Here is an 18,676-nt window from a genome sequence, read left to right as displayed (position 1 = left end):
CAGCCTACGTGGCGGTGCCGAAGCCTTCCGGCGGTGTGCCCGCCAGACCGCGGTGCAGCAGGTCGGTGAGCAAGTCGATCGCCTCGTCGTCGTCGACGGGCGGGCGCGATCCGTCGCCGCCGAGGACGAGCCAGGTGTGGGCGAACTGGTCGAGCAGGCAGTGCACGGCCGACACCAGAAGCCGGGGATCGCCGGGCAGCGGGATCCCCGCGGCGCGCACGAGCTCGAGGTGGCCGAGCAGGTGCGCGCTGTCCGCGGAGATGATCTCCTGCAGCCGCCTGCCGAACTCCGGGCTCACGGTGGCGGCCTCGCGCAGGGCCACCATCTCCGGCAGGTGCCTGCGGTAGAAGTGCCAGAACTCGGCGACGTGCCAGCGCACCGCGCCGCGCCGCGACAGGTCCGGGTCGTGCTCGGGGTCGGTCCGCGCGCTGTTGTCCTCGAGCATGTCGGTGAGCAGCGCTGTGAGCAGCTCGTCCTTGCCCGCGAAGTGGTTGTAGAACGAGCCGGCCGCCCGGCCCGCCGCCGATGTGATGTCGGTGATCTTCGTGTTGAGGTACCCGCGCTCGGCGAAGACGCGCCGCGCCGCCTCCTTCAGCGCCGCCTCCGTCTCCGCGGCCCGCGCCGCCCGTCTCCCCGCGGGAGCAGCCATCTCGACCTCCTTGACGCGCACGCTAACAACCAGCATAGTGAATCTCGATTCACTGAATGTTGATTCATCGAAGGAGCGTCATGACACCCTCCGTCCTCGTCGCGGGCGCCGGGCCCACCGGCCTCGTCCTCGGCATCGAGATGGCCCGCCGCGGCGTCCCGGTGCGCGTGGTCGACCGGGCGGCGGCCCCCGCCGCCGGCTCCCGGGGCGACGGCCTCCAGCCGCGCACCCTCGAGGTGTTCGACGACCTCGGCGTGCTCGACGCCGTGCTCGCGGCGGGTGTCGCCCCCTCGCACGTGCGGGCGTACGCCGGCGGGCGGTACACCGGCGAGAAGCGGATGGGCGAGCTGCGCGAGCCCACGCCCGACGTCCCGTACCCCAACGGCCACTTCCTGGGCCAGGACCGCACCGAGGCGATCCTGCGAGCCCGGCTCACCGAGCTCGGCGGCCGCGTCGAGTTCGCCACCGCGCTCGAGGGGTTCGCGCAGGACGCGGACGGCGTCACGGCCACGCTCGCCGGACCCGCCGGGCGGGAGACCGTGCGCGCAGCCGTGCTCGTCGGCGCCGACGGCGGCGCCAGCACCGTGCGCCGCACGCTCGGGATCCCGTTCGAGGGCCGCACCGACGAGTCGGTGCGCATGCTGATCGGCGACGTGCGCGTGGCGGGGCTCGACCACACCTGCGGCCACATGTTCACCGACGAGCACGACCAGCGGCGCGGCATGTTCCTCAGCCCCCTGCCCGGCGAGGACCTCTTCCAGTTCGCCACCCCGCTCGAGAACGGCACCGCGGAGCCCGAGCAGATCGTCCACGCGGCGTTCGCCGAGTTCTGCGGCCTCCCCGGCGTCGCGATCCGCGAGGTCGCCTGGTCCACGGTGTGGCGGCCGAACGTCCGGCTGGCCGCCCGCTACCGCGCCGGCCGCGTGTTCCTCGCGGGCGACGCCGCCCACACGCACCCGCCCACCGGCGGGCAGGGCCTCAACACCGGCGTGCAGGACGCGTACAACCTCGGGTGGAAGCTCGCCGCCGCACTCGCCGGCCGCCCGGACGCCGACGCCCTGCTCGACAGCTACGAGGCCGAGCGCAGGCCCGTCGCCGCGCACGTGCTCGGGCTGAGCGAGGAACTGCTGCGCCGCCACGTCGAGGGCGCCGACGACGCGCACGAGCGCGGCCCCGAGACCCAGCAGCTCGACATCGGCTACCGCGGGAGCCCCATCGTCCGCGACGAGCGCGCCCGCCCCGGCCGGCTGCACGCGGGCGACCGCGCACCGGACGGGCCGGTGGTCGACGCGGCCGGCCGGCCTCTGCGCCTGTTCGACCTCTTCCGCGGGCCGCACGCCACGCTCCTCGTGTTCGGCGACCCCGCGCCCGGCACGGTCCCCGCCGACGCCCGCGTCGTGCTCCCGGCGGGGCGGACCGCCACCGGCACCGCGGTCGTCGACGCCCAGGGTTTCGTCGCGGCCGCCTACGACGTGCCGGACGGCACCGCCGTCCTCGTGCGCCCCGACGGGTACGTGGGGGCGATCGGCGACGCGGGGCGGATGGTCCCGGAACGAGTGGGGGCGGCGTCCCGCACCTGAGGGCGTCGGGCAGCACCTCCCGGCTGCCCCGCCAACCCTGAGGTGCGACTCGCGCCCCGCTGTGTCGACGCGACCGGGTGGCCGGGCGGCCGGGCCGACTCCGCCCGCCCCGAGCAGGACCTCACGGCGGCCGCACCCGCTGAGAGGTGCTGCTCGCCTGCCGGAGCCAATTTGATCAGCACCTCACGGTCGTCCAACGACCCTGACGTGCGACTCGGCTCCGACGACCACCCGAACGCCACCCGAGCCGCACCTCACCGCCACCCCCGCGACCCTGACGTGCGACTCGGCTCCGACGACCACCCGAACGCCACCCGAGCCGCACCTCACGGCGACTCGACGACCCTGGCGTGCGCCTCGCGCCCGGCAGGACCCCGGTCACGGCCGCCGGCTAGTTGCTCCGCAGGTCGGAGGGGAGCTGGACCACGCTGATGAAGAAGTGGTCGATCTGCTTGATCGCCTCGATGAAGCCTTCGAAGTCGACCGGCTTGGTGACGTAGGCGTTGGCGTGCAGCTGGTAGCTGCGCAGGACGTCCTCCTCGGCCTTGGAGGTGGTCAGCACGATCACGGGGATGTGGCGCAGGCTCGGGTCGGCCTTGATCTCCTGCAGCACCTCCCGGCCGTCGCGGCGGGGGAGGTTGAGGTCGAGCAGGATCAGGTCCGGCCGGGGCGCGTCGGCGTGGGAGCCCTCGTGTCGCAGGTAGTCGAGCGCCGCCGCCCCGTCCGTGACCACGTCGAGCCTGTTGTGCAGGTTCTCCTCGAACGCCTCGCGGGTCATCAGGACGTCGCCCGGGTCGTCCTCGACGAGGAGCACGTTGATCGTCCGGGGCCGCTGGTCGGTCATTCGGCGTTCTCCTCGTGCAGTGCGGGCAGGGTCACGCGAATGGTGGTGCCCTGGTCGTGCCCGGGCACGAGCTCGATGCCGCCCCGGTGGAACTCGACGATCTTCTTGGCGAGCGCGAGCCCGATCCCGGTGCCGGGGTAGTCGTCGCGGCCGTGCAGTCGCTGGAAGATCACGAAAACCTTCTCGCCGTACTCGGGTTCGATCCCGATGCCGTTGTCGGTCACCGTGATGGTCCAGGTGTCGCCGTCGCGCTGCGCCGCCACGCGCACGACGGGGGCCACGCCCTCACGGTGGAACTTCAGGCCGTTGCCGATCAGGTTGACGAGCAGCGACTGCAGCAGGCTCGCATCTCCCGGGACTTTCGGCAGCGCGCCGAGCACGATCTCGCCGCCCAGTTCCTCCCGGGTCGACTCCAGCTGCGACGCCGCGGCGGCGGCCACGGCGTCGAGGTCGACCGGCTTGAAGCTCTCGGTGGTGCGGCCGACGCGGGAGAAGGCCAGCAGGTCGTTGATCAGCTGCTGCATCCGCTGCGCGCCGTCGACGGCGAACGCGATGTACTGGTCGGCCCGCTCGTCGAGCCGACCTGCGTAGCGCCGCTGCAGCAGCTGGCAGAAGCTCGCCACCTTGCGCAGCGGCTCCTGCAGGTCGTGGCTCGCCACGTACGCGAACTGCTCGAGGTCGCGGTTCGAACGCTCCAGGTCGCGCGCCTGGTCGTCGAGGCGGCGGTTCACCTCCTGCGCCTCGTCGAGGTCCTCGAGGATGTGGCGGCGCATCGCGTCGATGTCGGCGCCGAGCTCGCGGATCTCGCCCGGCCCGTCGACGTCCACGCGCCGGTCGGTGTCGCCCGCCACCACCTCGCGCACCTGGGCGGCGAGGTCGGACACCGGCCGCAGCACCATCCGGCGCAGGCCGTACCCCACCACGGCGAGCAGCACGAGCAGCACCACCCCGATCGCCACGCCGGCCACGGCGATGAACGACAGGGCCGACTGCAGCTGCGCGCGGGCGTCGCGCCGCAGCTCCTCGAGCCGCGCTTCGAGCCCGCCCGTTGTCGCGCGCATCCGGTCGAAGGAGGCCCGGCCGGCGTCCAGTCCGGGCGCCGCCGGGTCTGCGGCGATGACGGGCTCGGCGTAGGTCGTGCGCCAGTCCTGTTCGGCCCGTTCCGCTTCCTCGACGGCCGACCGGAGCTCCGGGAGCGCATCCGCCGCGGCGTGCAGCTGGGCCACGGCCTCGCGGCTGCGCTCCGCCCCGGTGCGGTACGGCTCGAGGAACTCCGGGCGCCGTGTCAGGAGGAACCCGCGCACACCCGTCTGCTGGTCCACCTGGGCGTTCGACAGGTCCTTGACCGCGAGCAGGGCGGGCCCGGCCTGGTCCATCAGGGCCGCCCTGGCCTCCCCGACCCGCCACAGCGCGGCGGCGCCGAGCACCACGGTGCCGGTGGCCACCAGCGCGGCGAGCACCGCGCCCACCACGAACACCCGCGCGAGCGGCCAGTGCGTCGGTCCCCCCACCGGGCGTGGCCGCAGCGCGAGCCGCGGACGCCTGCCGTGCTCCGGCGGGGCGGTCACCGGGTCGTGTCCTCGGTGAGGATGAGGATCGCGACGTCGTCGGCCAGCGGACCCCCGTTGAGCTGCTGCACCTGCTCGACGACCCGTGCGGCCAGCTGCTCCAGGTCAGCGGCGCGCTCCCGCGCCAGGACTTCGTGCAGGCCCTCCTCCCAGAGCGGCTCCCCGGACTCGAATCCGCGGCCCTCGATGAGGCCGTCGGTGTAGGACAGCAGGGCCCATCCGGGGTCGAGCGACACCGCGAACGGCTCCCAGGTGGCGTCCGGGAGCACGCCGAGCGGCACCCCGACCGGCGGTTCCAGCCTGCGCAGCTCGGGCCGCAGCACCACCGGCGGCGGGTGGCCCGCCAACCGCACGACCGCCTTGGCCCGGCCGCCGTCACCGGGCCGCAGGGCCACCGCGCACACCGTGGTGAACAGCGCGGGGTCGTGCCGCTCGCTCACCAGCACCTGCTGCAGCTTCGGCAGCAGCTGCGCCTCGTCCACCCCGGCCAGCACGAGCGCGCGCCAGGACACCCGCAGCAGCGCCCCCAGCGCGGCCTCGTCGGGCCCGTGCCCGCAGACGTCGCCGGTGATCGCGTGCACGGTGCCGGTGGGGCCGTGCACGGCGTCGAAGAAGTCGCCGCCGATCAGCGACCGCGTGCGGCCCGCCCGGTAGTACGACCTCGCACGCACCCGGCTGCCCGCGAGCAGCGGCGAGGGCAGCAGGCCGCGTTCCAACCGCGCCGACTCGGCGGCGGCGAGCTGCTCCTCCCGCAACCGCAGGATGCTCGACTCGGCCCGGCGCCGCTCCACGGCGTAGCGCACGGCCCGGATCAGGACCTGGCCGTCGACCTTGCCCTTGACCAGGTAGTCCTGCGCGCCCGCGGCCACGGCCGCCACGCCGAGGTGCTCGTCGTCCACACCGGTGAGCACGCACACCGCGGCGCCGCTGTGGACGTGCAGGAGGCGACGCAGGCCGTCGAGGCCCTGCGAGCCGGGGAGGTTCAGGTCGAGCAGCACGCAGTCGGAGCTGCGCAGCAGATCGCCCCCGACCGCCGCCGCCACCGACTGGGCCACCACGACCTGGAGCTCGGGATCGACCTCGGCCAGCAGCTCCCGCACGAGGAACACGTCGCCCGGATCGTCCTCGACCAGCAGCACGCGACGGGGCATGATCGGCACCGATCCGGTCATCTGAGCGGCCCGGGGAGGGCAGATGCCGTTCAGGCGGCCGGCACCGCGGTGCGCAGCACCGACGTGAACAGGGCAAGACCGTCGGCGGACGGCCCGGTGAGCGGATCGATGGCGTGCTCGGGGTGCGGCATCAGACCGACCACGCGCCCGTCGGCCGAGCCGACACCCGCGATTGCCCCCAGGGCCCCGTTCGGGTTCCCGCCCGCGTAGCGGAACACCACCCGGCCCTCGTCCTCGAGCCGGCGCAGCGTGTCGGCGTCGGCGACGTACCGGCCCTCGCCCGACTTGAGCGGCACCAGCAGCTCCTGCCCGACGGTGAGCCCACCCGTCCACGCGGTGGCGGTGGACTCGACCCGCAGCCGCTCGTCGCGGCAGATGAAGTGCAGACCGGCGTTGCGCACCAGCGCACCCGGCAGCAGGCCCGCCTCGCAGAGGATCTGGAAGCCGTTGCAGATGCCGAGCACGGGGGTGCCCCGCCCGGCGGCGGCCACGACCTCGGTCATGATCGGCGCGATGCTCGCGATGGCACCGGCGCGCAGGTAGTCGCCGTAGGAGAACCCGCCGGGCACGACGATCGCGTCGACGCCCCGCAGGTCGTGGTCGGCGTGCCACAGCGCCACGGGCTCGCCACCCGCGTACCGCACCGCGCGGGCCGCGTCGACGTCGTCGAGCGTGCCCGGGAACGTGATGACGCCGATCCTCATGCCCTGGTCACCACCCAGTCCTCGATCACCGGGTTGGCCAGGAGGGTGGCCGCGACCCGGTCGAGGGTCTCGTCGTCCACCGAGTCGTCGACCTCGAGCACGAAGTGCTTGCCCTGCCGCACGTCCCCGACCCCGGCAACGCCGAGCCGAGCGAGCGCACCCGCGACCGCCTGGCCCTGCGGATCCAGGATCTCGGGCTTCGGCATCACGTCCACCACGACCTTCGCCACGCCCCAAGCGTACGGGCGCCCTCGCCCGCATCGGCAGGACGGGCGGAACGGTGGCAGAGTGGAGGGTCGTGTTGATCACCCACTTCGGCCACGCGTGCCTCCTGCTGGACACCGGCCGGGCCCGCCTCCTCCTCGACCCGGGCACGTTCTCGGCGGGTTTCGAGCAGGTCCGCGGGCTGGACGCCGTGCTCGTCACCCACCAGCACTTCGACCACCTCGACGCCGACCGCATCCGCCCGCTGCTCGACGCCAACCCGGACGCCCGCCTGATCGTGGACAGCGGCACCGCGGAGCAGCTCGCGGAGATCCCCCACGAGGTCGTCGCACCGGGGGCGGAGCTGGAGATCGCGGGCGCCCACGTCGACGTGCTGGGCGGGGAGCACGCCGTGATCCACCCGGACATCCCGGTGGTCCCGAACAACGCCTACCTGGTGGACGGCACGCATCTGCACCCCGGCGACGCCTACACGCCCGCACCGCAGCCCGTGGACGTGCTGTTCCTGCCCACGGGCGCCCCGTGGCTCAAGCTGTCCGAGGCGGTGGAATACCTGCGCGCGGTGGCGCCGCGTGCCGCTGTGCCGATCCACGAGGCCGTGCTCGCCCGGCCGGCGATGCACTACGGCATGTTCGAACGGCTCAAGCCGGAGGCCACCACGCTGCGCGTGCTCGACCGGGAGACGGCGACGCAGGTCTGAGCTCACGCCGCGCGGGCGGTCGCCTTGAGCTGGTAGGTGGCCGGCACGGCACCGAGGCCGAGCGCGGCGTCCACCGCCGCCAGCACCGCGGCCCGCCGCTGCGGGCGCCTGAGGTCCTTCGCCCGCACGTTGATCCGCACCAGCCCACCGCGGCGCACCGTGCGGGCCATCTCGGCCACCAGCACCCGGCAGCGCCACGCCTCCGCCGCGCGCCGGTCCGCCGCCACGGGGAGGCGCAGGCCGGACGTCCGGAAGCCGAGCACGCGCGACCGCAGCTGCGCCCCGCCCTCCTGCAGGAACCGCACGCCGTGCTCGTCGGCGAGGAGCCGGAAGCCCTGCTCGCGCAGCGCCTCGACGGTGCCGGGCGAGGCGATCCAGCGCGGCGGCACGAACAGGTCCGTGCGCAGCCCCAGCGCGGTGAGCGCCCGCCGGGCCGCCACCAGCCGCAGGCCGGCCTCGTGGCGCGGCAGGGCGGCGAACTCCGCCCGCCTGCCCACCCGCGGCAGCCCGCCCGGCTGCCAGGCGCCGATCGGGTCCGCGGTGTGGTCGAAGCCGTGGAGCACGAGCGCGTCGCCCCCGGCCCGGCGTTCGTGCACCCAGCGAGCCAGCGCCGACCCGTCGGGGACGCCCGCCGGCCGCAGGAGCTGCGACGACGGGACGCCGCGCGCGTCCAGCTCAGCGGTGAGGTCGACGGCGCGGTCGAGCGCCTCGGCGGCGTCGTGGGTCAGCCCCGAGAGGGAGACCACCAGGTGGGAGTGGGCCACGCCCGCCATGGACCCATGCCGCCGTGAACGGCGGTGGACCTGGCGATGAGCGGCGGGTGGTCAGTGGGCGCCCATCACAGGACGCCACCGGTGATGCGCTCGTACGCCTCCAGGTAGCGGGCCCGGGTGGCCGCCACGACGTCGGGCGGCACCTCCGGGCCGGGCGGCGTGCGGTCCCACTCCAGGCCCTGCGACCACTCCCGCAGGAACTGCTTGTCGAACGCGTACTGCGGGCGACCCGGCTCCCAGGAGTCGGCGGGCCAGAACCGCGACGAATCCGGGGTGAGCACCTCGTCGGCGAGCACGATCCGGCCGTCGCGGTCGAGGCCGAACTCGAGCTTGGTGTCGGCCACCACGATCCCGCGCGCCGCCGCGGTCTCGGCGCCCCGCGTGTAGACGGCCAGCGTGAGCTCCCGCAGCTTCTTCGCGGTGTCCGCGCCGACGGCGGAGACGACGTCGTCGAACGTCATGAACTCGTCGTGCTCGCCCACCGCCGCCTTCGTGGTGGGCGTGAAGATCGGCTCCGGCAGCTTCGAACCCTCCACGAGCCCGTCCGGCAGCGGGACCCCCGACACCGTGCCCTGCTTGCGGTACTCCTCCAGGCCCAGCCCTGCGAGGTAGCCGCGGGCGATGCACTCGACCGGCAGCATCTCCAGCCGGCGGCACCGCATCGCGCGCCCCGCGAACTCGGCGGGCACGTCCGTGCCGGAGATCACGTGGTGCGGCACGATGTCGGCGAGCCGGTCGAACCACCACAGCGACAGCTGGGTGAGCACCCTGCCCTTGTCCGGGATGGGCGTCGGCAGCACCACGTCGTAGATCGACACACGGTCGGAGGCGACCAGCACGAGGTCCTCCCCGTCCTCGTAGACGTCGCGGACCTTGCCCGAGTGCAGCAGCTTCACAGGATCGCTCCGGGGGTGTAGGCGGCGGCGTCCGGGTGGGCGTCGACGACGCCCTGCACGCGCTCGACGACGGCGGCCACCTGGGCGGTGGCGGCACCGGTGAACCGCAGCGGGTCGGCGAGCAGGCCGTCGAGGGCACCCGCGGGCAACCCCAGGCGCTCGTCGCCCGCGAGCCGCGCCACGAGGTCGTTCTCGGCCTGGCCCTTCTCCCGCATCGCCAGCGCCACGCCCACGGCGTGCTCCTTGATCACCTCGTGGGCCGTCTCCCGCCCGACCCCGGCCCGCACGGCGGCCATCAGCACGGCCGTGGTGGCGAGGAAGGGCAGGTAGCGGTCCAGCTCGCGGGCGATCACGGCCGGGTAGGCGCCGAACTCGTCGAGCACGGTCAGCGTGGTCTCGAACAGCCCGTCGAGCGCGAAGAACGCGTCCGGCAGCACGACCCGGCGCACCACCGAGTCGGAGACGTCGCCCTCGTTCCACTGCGCGCCCGCGAGCTCGGACGCCATGCCCGCGTAGCCGCGCAGCAGCACCAGCATCCCGTTGATCCGCTCGGCCGAGCGGGAGTTCATCTTGTGCGGCATCGCCGACGAGCCGACCTGCCCGGGCTGGAACCCCTCGGTGGCCAGCTCGGCCCCCGCCATCAGCCGGATCGTGGTGGCGAGCGACGACGGCGCGGCGGCCAGCTGCACGAGCGCGCTCACCACGTCGAAGTCGAGCGAGCGCGGGTAGACCTGGCCCACGCTCGTCAGGGCCCCTGCGAACCCGAGGTGCTCGGCCACCCGCCGCTCCAGCTCCGCGAGCTTCGCAGCGTCGCCGCCGAGGAGGTCCAGCATGTCCTGCGCCGTGCCGACCGGCCCCTTGATCCCCCGCAGCGGGTAGCGCGCCTGCAGGTCCTCCAGGCGGGCGTACGCCACGAGCAGCTCGTCGGCCGCCGAGGCGAACCGCTTCCCGAGCGTGGTGGCCTGGGCGGCGACGTTGTGCGAGCGCCCGGCCATCACGAGCTCGGCGTGCTCCGCGGCGCGGCGGGCCAGCCGGGCGAGCACCGCCACCGTGCGGTCCCGCACGTGCTCGAGCGAGAGCCGCACCTGCAGCTGCTCGACGTTCTCGGTGAGGTCCCGGCTGGTGAGGCCCTTGTGCACGTGCTCGTGCCCGGCCAGCGCGTTGAACTCCTCGATGCGCGCCTTCACGTCGTGGCGGGTGACCCGCTCGCGGGCGGCGATCGAGGCGAGGTCGACCTGGTCGACGACCCGCTCGTAGTCCTCCACCACACCGTCGGGGACGTCCACGCCGAGCGCCCGCTGGGCCTGGAGCACCGCGATCCAGAGCCGCCGCTCCAGAACGATCTTGTTCTCGGGCGACCACAGCCGCACGAGCTCCGCGCTCGCGTAGCGGGCGGCCAGCACGTTGGGAATCACGTTCCGGCAGCCTACGGGCCGGGCCCCGGCCCGGGGGCACCGGCCGCAACCGTGACCGTCCCCGCCACGGAACGCGCCACTCGCCCTACGGAACGCGAGACTCGCGCGGGATGGGACGCGAAACTCGCCCACCGAGACGGGAGACTCGCGGAGATCCGGGGGCACCACACACACCGGACGCGAGTCTCGCGTTTCACGGGCCGAGTTCTGCGTTCGGTCAGAGGGTGCGGAGGAGGAGCTCGCGGCCGACGGCGCGGGGGTCCGGGTCGGCCTCGATCAGCGCGCTCACCACCGCCCCGTCGACGAGGGAGACGAGGTCGCGCACGGCCACCGGGTCGAGCGAACGGCCGGACCGCGCGAGGATCTCGCCGAGCAGGGCGTCGAACTCGTCGCGCATCTTGCGCATCAACGGCGCCAGGTACGGCCGCCGCCCGGCACCGACGAGCCGCTCGTAGCGCAGCAGCGCGGCCTCCAGCCCCTGCTCCCGCGACTCCGGCCCGATCAGGTGGTCCAGCACCAGCTCCACCAGCTCGGCCGTGCCGAGGACGTCCTCGGGGAGGGCGTCGAGCTGCGCGCGGACCTCGGCCAGCTCGTCGCGCCCCGTGCGCTCGACGGCCGCCGTGACCAGCTCCTCCAGGGAGGAGAAGTAGTACGTGGTGGACGCGAGCGGCAGGCCGGCGCGCTCGGCCACCGCCCGGTGGCGCACGGCGTCGAACCCGCCCGAGCGCAGCAGGGCGGCGGCGGCCGTCACCAGCTCGTGCCGCCGCCTCTCCCCCTTGCTCGTACCCACGCCGCCATCCTCCTCCGCCGTCAGAGGCGGGGGGCCAGCTGCGAGGCCAGAGCGTCCAGCCGGTCCGCGAAGGGGGCGGGCGTGCCGGGACCGTCGCCGCGGGTCACGACCACCACCGTGCCGCCGCTCGCCGTCGGGGCCGAGACCGCGCCCTCCAGCGGGCCGGGCTCGACGGCGGGGGGCAGGTACTGCACGGTGAGCAGCCCGGCCGCCGCGCCGTCGCGCACCTCGAGGTTGACGCCCCGCTCACCCCGCGGCCTGCACTCCATCGTGATCCCGGCCTCGGGCGCACCGGCCACCTCGGGGAGGAACTCCTCCAGCACGGCGCGCAGCGCGGGGTCCTGCCGGTCGGCGCACTCGGTGGTGCCCGGCCCCAGCGGCGGCGGCCCCCCGACGGCCGCCGCCCCCGGCTCGGGCGCCATGCGCACGTCCGGCGCGGCACCGGGCGCACGCTCCGCCGCAGCGGGCGGGGGTGCCTGCCGCTCCGCCCGAGCGTCGGCGTTCGGCGCATCCGGGGCGACCATCGGCGCGGCCACCGTGGCCGACTCCCCGCCGCCGGTGGGCTGCCCCGGGAGCACGATCGCCCCGCCGACGCCCACCGCCGCGAACAGCGCGAGCCCGCCGACCACCACGGCGGCGCGACGCCGGGCCGTGACCCGCCGCGACGCCCGCACCACCGTCTCGTGGTCGAACCCGGGTTCGGGTGCGGATTCGGAGGCGGCGGCCTGGAACAGCGCCCCGAGCCGCTCGTCGTCGGTCATGTCCCCCACCTCCCTATCCGGCCGGTCGCAGGTCGTCGAGTACGTCGCCGAGCACGGCGCGCAGCGCCGACAGCCCGTGTGCGGTCTGGCTCTTGACAGTGCCCTCGCTGCAGTTCAGCGCCGCGGCCGTGCCCGCGACGTCGAGACCGTCGAGGTAGCGCAGGACGAGCACGGCGCGCTGCCGCGGCGGCACCGCCCGCAGGCCGTCGACGAGCACGTGGCGCGTGGTCACCGCCTCCGACGCCGACGGCGTGACCGCCGTGTCCGGGGGCAGCTCCGCCGTGGCCCGTTCCCGGCGCCACGGCCGCCGCGACTCGTCGACGATGGAGCGCACGAGCGTGCGGCGCACCCACGCGTCGAGCGCGTCGCGGTCGCGGATGCGCCGCCAGTGGCGGTGCAGCTTGACGAACGCCGACTGCGCGTGGTCGTCGGCGCGGTGCCAGTCGCCGCACAGCAGGAAGGCCGTGCGGCGCACGGCGTCGCGGCGCGCGCGGAAGTACTCGGCGAACTCCCGCTCGCTGGCGTCGTCCACCCGGCCCTTCCCCCTTCCCGCCGGTCCGTCGTGCAAGGGACGCGAGCATCCTCGTCCGTGGTTGGCCGAGCCGCTCTGATTCCCCCGAATGGCCCAACACTGTGACCGTTCCGTGACCCTCCCGCCGCCGCGCCGTCTCCTCCTGGTTGAATCGAGGGTCGTGCGACCCACCTCGCGAGCCCGGCGATCTGCGGCCCACGACGGCCCGATCGACCTCCGCTCGGACACCGTCACGAAGCCCACCAAGCAGATGCGTGCGGCGATGGCCGCGGCCGAGGTGGGCGACGACGTACTCGACCGCGACCCCACGATGCGCGAGCTCGAACTCCGCGTGGCCGGGCTGCTCGGCGCGACCGACGCCCTGTGGACGCCCAGCGGCTCCATGGGCAACCTCATCGCACTCATGCACCACCTGGGCCGCGGCGACGCCTTCCTCGCGCCGGCCGGCGCCCACGTGCTGGACAGCGAGCTCGGCACCGCGGCGTGGCTCGCCGGCGGGATGCCCCGCCCGCTCGCGCACGACGCCGGGCCGGGCAAGGTGACGCCCTCCGCGGTGCGCCGGGCCGCGGCGGGCGGCGACGCGCCCTACCACGCGCTGCGCACCACCCTGCTGTGCCTCGAGAACACCCACAACGCGGCCGGGGGCACCGTCACCGAACCCGACGAGCACGCGGGCGTCGTCGCCGCGGCACGCGGGGCGAAGCTCAAGGTGCACCTCGACGGCGCCCGGCTCTGGCACGCCGCGGTCGCGCTCGGCGTCCCGCCCGCCGCGCTCACCGTCGGCGTCGACACCGTGCAGGTCTGCCTCAGCAAGGGCCTCGGCGCCCCGATCGGTTCGGTGGTGGCCGGCTCGTCCGAGTTCGTCGCCGACGCCCGGCGGCTGCGCAAGATGCTCGGCGGAGGCGTGCGGCAGGGCGGCGTGGTGGCCGCCGCGGGCCTCGTGGCGCTCGACCGCATCGACCGCCTGCACGAGGACCACGAACGCGCCCGCACGCTCGCCGCGGGCCTGCGCGAACGCGGCTGGCAGGCCTCGGTGCCGCAGACCAACATCGTGCTCGTCGCGGTGGCCGACCTCGCGGGCACCCTGCAGCGCTTCGAGGCCGCCGGCGTGCGCGCGGTGCCGATGTCGGGCCAGGTGCGACTGATGACCCACGCCGACCTCACCGACGCCGACATCGCCACCGCCCTGCACCGGATCGGGCCGATCGACGACACGGCGGGCCGCGTCGACGGCCGCCGCTCCCCGGTGCGGCCCGGCCGTCGCTGACCGTCACGCGCCGTGCGCGCCGCCCCTCGCCCCGGGGTTCAGGAAAGCCACTTTCCGGGCCTGTACGGCCCTGAATGTGGCTTTCCTGAACTTCGGGGACGCCTCCCGGGGCTGCACTCCGTAGCGGAGCCCTCGGGTCAGGTCAGGCCCGCGGCAGCCACGCTCCCAGGCGCTCGAGGGCCAGCTCGATGTCCGCGGTGGCCCCGGCGAAGGACATCCGGATGAACCGGCCGCCGTCCACCGTGTCGAAGTCGATCCCCGGTGCCGTGGCCACTCCGGTCTCGGCGAGCAGGCGCTGGGTGAACTCCATCGAGTCGGCCGTGAGGTGCGAGACGTCGGCGTAGACGTAGAAGGCACCGTCCGCCGGCGCGAGCCGGGTGATGCCCGCCGCGCCGAGGCCGTCCAGGAGGAGTTCCCGGTTCACGGCGTACCGGTCGACGTGCCCGTCGGCCTCGGCGTAGCTCGACTCCTCGAAGGCACCGAGGGCCGCGCGTTGCGCGAGGGCGGGTGGGCAGATCGTGAAGTTCCCGGTGAGGCGGTCGGCGGCACGCAGGAGCCTGGGCGGCAGGAGCAGCCAGCCGAGCCGCCAGCCGGTCATGGAGAAGTACTTCGAGAACGAGTTGACGACGATCGCCTCGCGCGAGGTGGTCCACGCCGACGACGTGGCCGGGGCGCCCGGGTAGGAGATGCCGTGGTAGATCTCGTCGCTGATCAACTGCACGCCGGTGCGCTCGCAGTACTCGGCGAGCGCGGCCAGCTCAGCGGGGTCGAGCACGGTGCCGGTGGGGTTGGCCGGACTCGCCACGACCAGGCCCTTCACGGGCTCGTCGAGCGCCTCCAGCATCGCGACGGTGGGCTGGTAGCGGGTCTGCGGCCCGCAGGGCAGGTCGACGACCTCGCAGCCGAGCGCGGTGAGGATGTTGCGGTAGCAGGGGTAGCCGGGGCGGGCGAGCGCCACGCGGTCGCCGACGTCGAACGCGGCGAGGAACGCCAGCAGGAACCCGCCTGACGAGCCGGTGGTGACCACCACCTGCTCCGGCGGCACGTCCAGCGCGTAGGTGCGGGCGTAGTGCCCGGCGATCGCCTCGCGCAGCTCGGGGATCCCGAGTGCGACGGTGTAGCCGAGCACGTCGCCGTCGAGGGCTGCCGCGGCGGCCTGCCGCACGGCCGCCGGGGCGGGCGTGGAGGGCTGGCCCGCGGAGAGGTTGACCAGGTCGCCGTGGGTGCGCTGGCGCTCGGCAGCCGCCGCCCACACGTCCATGACGTGGAACGGGGGCACCGCGGCCCGCGCGGCGACCGTGAGCCGGGCGGTGGGAACAGGCTGGGTCGGCACGTTCGGAGCTTATGCGGATCGGCGGTCGCCCCACGTCGATGGAGGGCGACCGCCGATCCGCACCGGGATGTGCTCCCGGCTGTCAGAGCAGGCCGGAGACCAGATCCTTGGCCGAGAAGCGGTCGCCGCCGGAGTTGCCCCCGTCGGAGTCGCTGTCGTCCGAGTCACCCTCGTCCGAGTCGCTGTCATCGGAGTCGCCCTCGTCGGAGTCGGACTCCTCAGAAGCCTTCTCGTCGTCCGAGTCGGACTCGTCGGAGCCCTTCTCGTCCGAGTCGGAGTCGGACTCGTCGCCGCCGCGGTCGGAGCCACCGCCGAGCAGGCCGCCGAGGAGACCGCCGCGGCGCTCGTCGTCGGAGTCGCGGGACTCCTCGTCGGAGTCGTCGTCCTCGTCGGAGTCGTCGGCGTCGGCCTTCTGCGAGCCGCCGCCACCGAGCAGGCCGGACACGAGACCACCGCGGCGCTCCTGGCGCTCGTCGGAGTCCTCGTCGTCGTCCGAGTCGTCGGCGTCGGCACGCTGCGACGCGCCACCGCCCAGGAGCCCGGACAGCAGGCCGCCGCGGCGCTCCGAGCGCTCGTCGTCGTCCTCGTCGTCGTCGGAGTCGACGGCGCGCGTGGAGCCACCGCCGAGCAGGCCCGTGAGCAGGCCGCCGCTGCGGTCGTCGTCGCGGTCGTCGTCGGCGGCTTCGCGCGAGGAGCCGCCGCCCAGCAGGCCCGTGAGCAGGCCACCGCGCCGGTCGTCGTCATCGTCGCTGTCGCGCGACCCGCCGAGCAGGCCGGAGACCAGCCCGCTGCGGACCTTGTCGTCGGCGTCGGAGCCGAGCACGCCCGCCAGCAGGCCGCGGGCCTCGTCGTCGTCGAGGTTGCCGAGGCCCAGCGGGAGACCGGCGCGCAGGGCGTTGCCGTTGAGCACGGTGGCGAGGGTGTCGGAGACCTCGTCGGTGAGCCCGTCGACGTCGAGGTCGGAGAGGACGCTCCGCAGCTCGTCGAGGTCGAGACCCTTCAGGTCGAGGTCCGACAGGGCGGTGCGCAGCTCGCGGAGGTCGAGATCGTCGAGGTCGACGTCGTCCAGGTCGAGGCCGGACAGGACGCTCCGCAGCTCGTCGAGGTCGAGGTTCTTCAGGTCGACCGGCAGGTCGAGGTCGGAGAGAACCGACGTGACCTTGCCCAGCTCGAGCCCGTCGACCACGGCGGGCAGCTGGCTCAGCTCGACGTTCTGCAGAATCCGCGGCAGGTTGTCCAGGTCGAGGTCCTGGAGGACGTCCGGCAGCTCGTCGAGGTCGATGTCGAGGTCGTCCAGGGCGTCGGCGAGGTCACCGAGCGGGACGTCGCGCAGGTCGGCCGGGAGGTCGTCGAGGTCGAGGTCGCGCAGCGCATCGAGGTCGAGCGTGCGGAGGCTGCCGCTCAGGCCACCGACGGTGTTCTCGATCACGTTGACGTCGACGGGCTGGGGCGGCTCGATCGAGCCGACGACGGGCAGGCCCTCGAGGTCGCCGACCAGCGGCAGGACGTCGGCGCCCGGCAGCTCGGTGAGGTCGGAGCCCGACAGCACGCCGGCAACCGGCAGGTCGCCGACCACCGGCAGCAGGTCGGCACCGAGCTCGGAGGCCACGCCGTTGGCGAGGCTGGGCGCGGTGGACAGCGCGTTGGTGACCTCGAACACGTCGAGGTCGCCGGCCAGCCCCTGGGTGACCTGCTCGGCGCCGGGGAGTCCCTCAACTCCCAGCGCCTCGAGCCCGGGCAGCACCGACCCCACCATCGACAGCTGCAGGTCGGTGCCCGACTCGTCGTTGTCGACCTGGGCGCTCGTTGCAGCGGCCGATGCCGGCCCGGCCGCGGCCATCATGGCCATCGGCGCGCCAAGGACGCCGACCGCGGCGCGCCCGGCGATCTTCGACGCGCGGCTCGGGGCTGCGTGTCGAGGCCGTGCGTTGTTCGTCATTCGAGTCCTCGTGTCTTCTCGGGGGAGCGAACAGGGACCCGACGTGATCAGCAGGGAGCCGTCGTGGGGAGCGGCGACGACGTGATCACCCCGGGTGCGCAGACCCTGGCGCGCCACCCGTTCGGGGTGCAAATCGCGGAGAGCGACCCCCGAACGGCACGCCTCACCCTGATGGGGGCACTGAGCATGCGCTTCACGGCCCGGAGCGTACGCCAAGAGATCGCAAATGTCACCTGTTCGGAGGACCCGATTTCACGATCGAGCGGGTACAGAGATGGTCCCCTCGGCCGCCCGGAGGGCGATGTCCGTCCGATGGTGGGAGCCGGGCAGGTGCACCTGCTCCAATCGGTTGTAGGCCTCTTGGCGGGCAGCGGGCAGGTTGGCGCCCGTCCCGACCACCGACAGCACCCGTCCGCCGGACGAGACCACGGCGCCGTCGTCGCGGCGCCGGGTGCCCGCGTGCAGCACGCCCTGCGCGTCGGCCCCGGTGATCACATCACCCACGCGGGGCGGACCGGGGTAACCCTCGGCGGCCACCACCACCGTGACGGCGGCGCCGTCGGCCCACTGGGGGGCGGGTTCCTCGGCCAGCCTGCCGGTGGCGGTGGCGTGGAGCAGGCGGGCGAGCGAGCTGCGCAGCAGCGCCAGCACCACCTGGGTCTCGGGGTCGCCGAAACGGCAGTTGAACTCGATGACGGCCGGGCCGGACGAGGTGAGCACCAGGCCGGCGTAGAGCAGCCCGCTGAACGGCGTGCCGCGGCGCACCAGCTCCGCCGCCACCGGGCCGACCACCTTCTCCACCAGCTCGTCGGCCAGGCCGGGGCCCGCCCACGGCAGCGGCGCGTACGCACCCATGCCGCCGGTGTTGGGGCCGGAGTCGTCGTCGCCGACGCGCTTGAAGTCCTGGGCGGGCAGGAGCGGCCGCACCGTCTCCCCGTCGACGAGGCAGAACAGCGAGACCTCCGGCCCGTCGAGGTAGGACTCGAGCAGCACCGGGTGCCCGCCGTCGAGGAGCGTGCTCGCGTGGGCCCTGGCCACGTCGATGTCGCTGCTCACGACCACGCCCTTCCCGGCGGCGAGGCCGTCGTCCTTCACGACGTAGGGCGGGCTGAACCGGGCGAGGGCCGCGTCCAGGTGCGCGGGGTTGTCGACCACCACGGCGGTGGCCGTGTTGACGCCGGCCGCGGCCATGACGTCCTTGGCGAAACTCTTCGAGCCCTCGATGCGGGCGGCGGCGGCGCTCGGCCCGAAACACGCGATGCCGGCGGCGCGGATGGCGTCGGCGGCACCGGCGACGAGCGGCGCCTCCGGTCCGATGACGACGAGGTCGGCGCGCCAGTCGAGGGCCAGCGCCGCGAGTGCGGCGGGGTTGGCCGCGTCGACGCCGAGCTGTTCCGCCACGGTGGCGGTGCCGGCGTTGCCCGGCGCGCAGGCCAACGCCGTGACGCCGGGGTCCTGCGCCAGGGCGAGGACGATGGCGTGCTCCCGAGCACCGGACCCCACGACCAGGACGCGCACGTTGCAGAAT

18 protein-coding genes are annotated in these 18,676 nt (G+C 74.4%); 3 read left to right on the top strand and 15 right to left on the bottom strand.

Translation table 11 applies throughout. The features are described 5' to 3' along the window. Positions 1–4: 4 nt before the first annotated feature. Positions 5–649 (bottom strand): TetR/AcrR family transcriptional regulator, encoded by a 645-nt coding sequence (locus ACFPL3_RS09415; RefSeq protein WP_343945738.1) that lies wholly within the window; start codon positions 647–649, stop codon positions 5–7. Positions 650–729: 80 nt separating this feature from the next. Here ACFPL3_RS09415 and ACFPL3_RS09410 point away from each other — a divergent pair, with 80 nt between their 5' ends. Further along, a complete protein-coding gene (locus ACFPL3_RS09410; RefSeq protein ID WP_343945739.1) occupies positions 730–2,229 on the top strand; it encodes an FAD-dependent monooxygenase in 1,500 nt (499 codons plus the stop codon). 391 nt (positions 2,230–2,620) lie between these two features. On the opposite strand, the gene ACFPL3_RS09405 is transcribed toward ACFPL3_RS09410, so the two are convergent. The 5 genes from ACFPL3_RS09405 to purS are packed head-to-tail and all read right to left on the bottom strand — an operon-like array spanning position 2,621 to position 6,747. Beyond that, positions 2,621–3,073, bottom strand: coding sequence for a response regulator (locus ACFPL3_RS09405; RefSeq protein ID WP_343945740.1), 453 nt, complete (start codon positions 3,071–3,073; stop codon positions 2,621–2,623). Beyond that, positions 3,070–4,641, bottom strand: coding sequence for a sensor histidine kinase (locus ACFPL3_RS09400; protein WP_343945741.1), 1,572 nt, complete (start codon positions 4,639–4,641; stop codon positions 3,070–3,072). The genes ACFPL3_RS09405 and ACFPL3_RS09400 overlap by 4 nt, the downstream gene beginning before the upstream one ends. After that, positions 4,638–5,792 (bottom strand): PP2C family protein-serine/threonine phosphatase, encoded by a 1,155-nt coding sequence (locus tag ACFPL3_RS09395; RefSeq protein WP_343945742.1) that lies wholly within the window; start codon positions 5,790–5,792, stop codon positions 4,638–4,640. Before ACFPL3_RS09395 ends, ACFPL3_RS09400 begins: the two co-directional genes overlap by 4 nt. Before the next feature lie 50 nt (positions 5,793–5,842). Next, the gene (gene purQ, locus ACFPL3_RS09390) at positions 5,843–6,517 is read right to left on the bottom strand and encodes a phosphoribosylformylglycinamidine synthase subunit PurQ (RefSeq protein WP_343945743.1); all 675 of its coding nucleotides are present in this window, start codon (positions 6,515–6,517) and stop codon (positions 5,843–5,845) included. Continuing rightward, entirely contained in the window at positions 6,514–6,747 is a 234-nt protein-coding gene (gene purS, locus ACFPL3_RS09385; RefSeq protein WP_343945744.1) for a phosphoribosylformylglycinamidine synthase subunit PurS, read from the bottom strand. Before purS ends, purQ begins: the two co-directional genes overlap by 4 nt. Before the next feature lie 68 nt (positions 6,748–6,815). Here purS and ACFPL3_RS09380 point away from each other — a divergent pair, with 68 nt between their 5' ends. Then, on the top strand, positions 6,816–7,442 hold the full coding sequence (locus tag ACFPL3_RS09380; protein WP_343945745.1) for an MBL fold metallo-hydrolase: 627 nt from the start codon (positions 6,816–6,818) through the stop codon (positions 7,440–7,442). 2 nt (positions 7,443–7,444) lie between these two features. On the opposite strand, the gene ACFPL3_RS09375 is transcribed toward ACFPL3_RS09380, so the two are convergent. The 6 genes from ACFPL3_RS09375 to ACFPL3_RS09350 all read right to left on the bottom strand — a co-directional run bounded on the left by ACFPL3_RS09375 (position 7,445) and on the right by ACFPL3_RS09350 (position 12,609). Next, positions 7,445–8,215, bottom strand: coding sequence for a DUF2334 domain-containing protein (locus tag ACFPL3_RS09375; protein WP_343945746.1), 771 nt, complete (start codon positions 8,213–8,215; stop codon positions 7,445–7,447). Between the two features lie 65 nt (positions 8,216–8,280). Continuing rightward, a complete protein-coding gene (locus ACFPL3_RS09370) occupies positions 8,281–9,111 on the bottom strand; it encodes a phosphoribosylaminoimidazolesuccinocarboxamide synthase (RefSeq protein ID WP_343945747.1) in 831 nt (276 codons plus the stop codon). After that, positions 9,108–10,526 (bottom strand): adenylosuccinate lyase, encoded by a 1,419-nt coding sequence (purB, locus tag ACFPL3_RS09365; protein ID WP_343945748.1) that lies wholly within the window; start codon positions 10,524–10,526, stop codon positions 9,108–9,110. Before purB ends, ACFPL3_RS09370 begins: the two co-directional genes overlap by 4 nt. 217 nt (positions 10,527–10,743) lie before the next feature. Further along, positions 10,744–11,316: a TetR/AcrR family transcriptional regulator gene (locus ACFPL3_RS09360; RefSeq protein ID WP_343945749.1), complete on the bottom strand. Its 573-nt coding sequence runs from the start codon at positions 11,314–11,316 to the stop codon at positions 10,744–10,746. Between the two features lie 20 nt (positions 11,317–11,336). Then, positions 11,337–12,077 carry a hypothetical protein gene (locus ACFPL3_RS09355; protein WP_379588725.1) on the bottom strand — a complete coding sequence of 247 codons (741 nt, stop codon included), beginning with the start codon at positions 12,075–12,077 and terminating at the stop codon, positions 11,337–11,339. Between the two features lie 13 nt (positions 12,078–12,090). Continuing rightward, the gene (locus tag ACFPL3_RS09350; protein ID WP_343946867.1) at positions 12,091–12,609 is read right to left on the bottom strand and encodes a SigE family RNA polymerase sigma factor; all 519 of its coding nucleotides are present in this window, start codon (positions 12,607–12,609) and stop codon (positions 12,091–12,093) included. 160 nt (positions 12,610–12,769) lie between these two features. Between ACFPL3_RS09350 and ACFPL3_RS09345 the strand changes: the two genes are divergently transcribed. Next, on the top strand, positions 12,770–13,876 hold the full coding sequence (locus ACFPL3_RS09345) for a threonine aldolase family protein (protein ID WP_343946866.1): 1,107 nt from the start codon (positions 12,770–12,772) through the stop codon (positions 13,874–13,876). Between the two features lie 142 nt (positions 13,877–14,018). Here ACFPL3_RS09345 and ACFPL3_RS09340 read toward each other — a convergent pair whose 3' ends face one another. The 3 genes from ACFPL3_RS09340 to purD form a co-directional block, all read right to left on the bottom strand. Continuing rightward, positions 14,019–15,137 (bottom strand): pyridoxal phosphate-dependent aminotransferase, encoded by a 1,119-nt coding sequence (locus ACFPL3_RS09340; RefSeq protein ID WP_343946868.1) that lies wholly within the window; start codon positions 15,135–15,137, stop codon positions 14,019–14,021. 154 nt (positions 15,138–15,291) lie between these two features. After that, positions 15,292–17,148, bottom strand: a complete 1,857-nt coding sequence (locus tag ACFPL3_RS09335; RefSeq protein WP_343946865.1) for a hypothetical protein — start codon at positions 17,146–17,148, stop codon at positions 15,292–15,294. A gap of 252 nt (positions 17,149–17,400) precedes the next feature. Beyond that, entirely contained in the window at positions 17,401–18,666 is a 1,266-nt protein-coding gene (gene purD / locus ACFPL3_RS09330) for a phosphoribosylamine--glycine ligase (protein WP_343946864.1), read from the bottom strand. Between the last annotated feature and the right edge of the window lie 10 nt (positions 18,667–18,676).

Source organism: Pseudonocardia zijingensis (assembly GCF_042657305.1).
GTDB classification, from domain to species: domain Bacteria; phylum Actinomycetota; class Actinomycetes; order Mycobacteriales; family Pseudonocardiaceae; genus Pseudonocardia; species Pseudonocardia zijingensis.
This window is presented reverse-complemented; position numbering and strand designations above follow the sequence as displayed.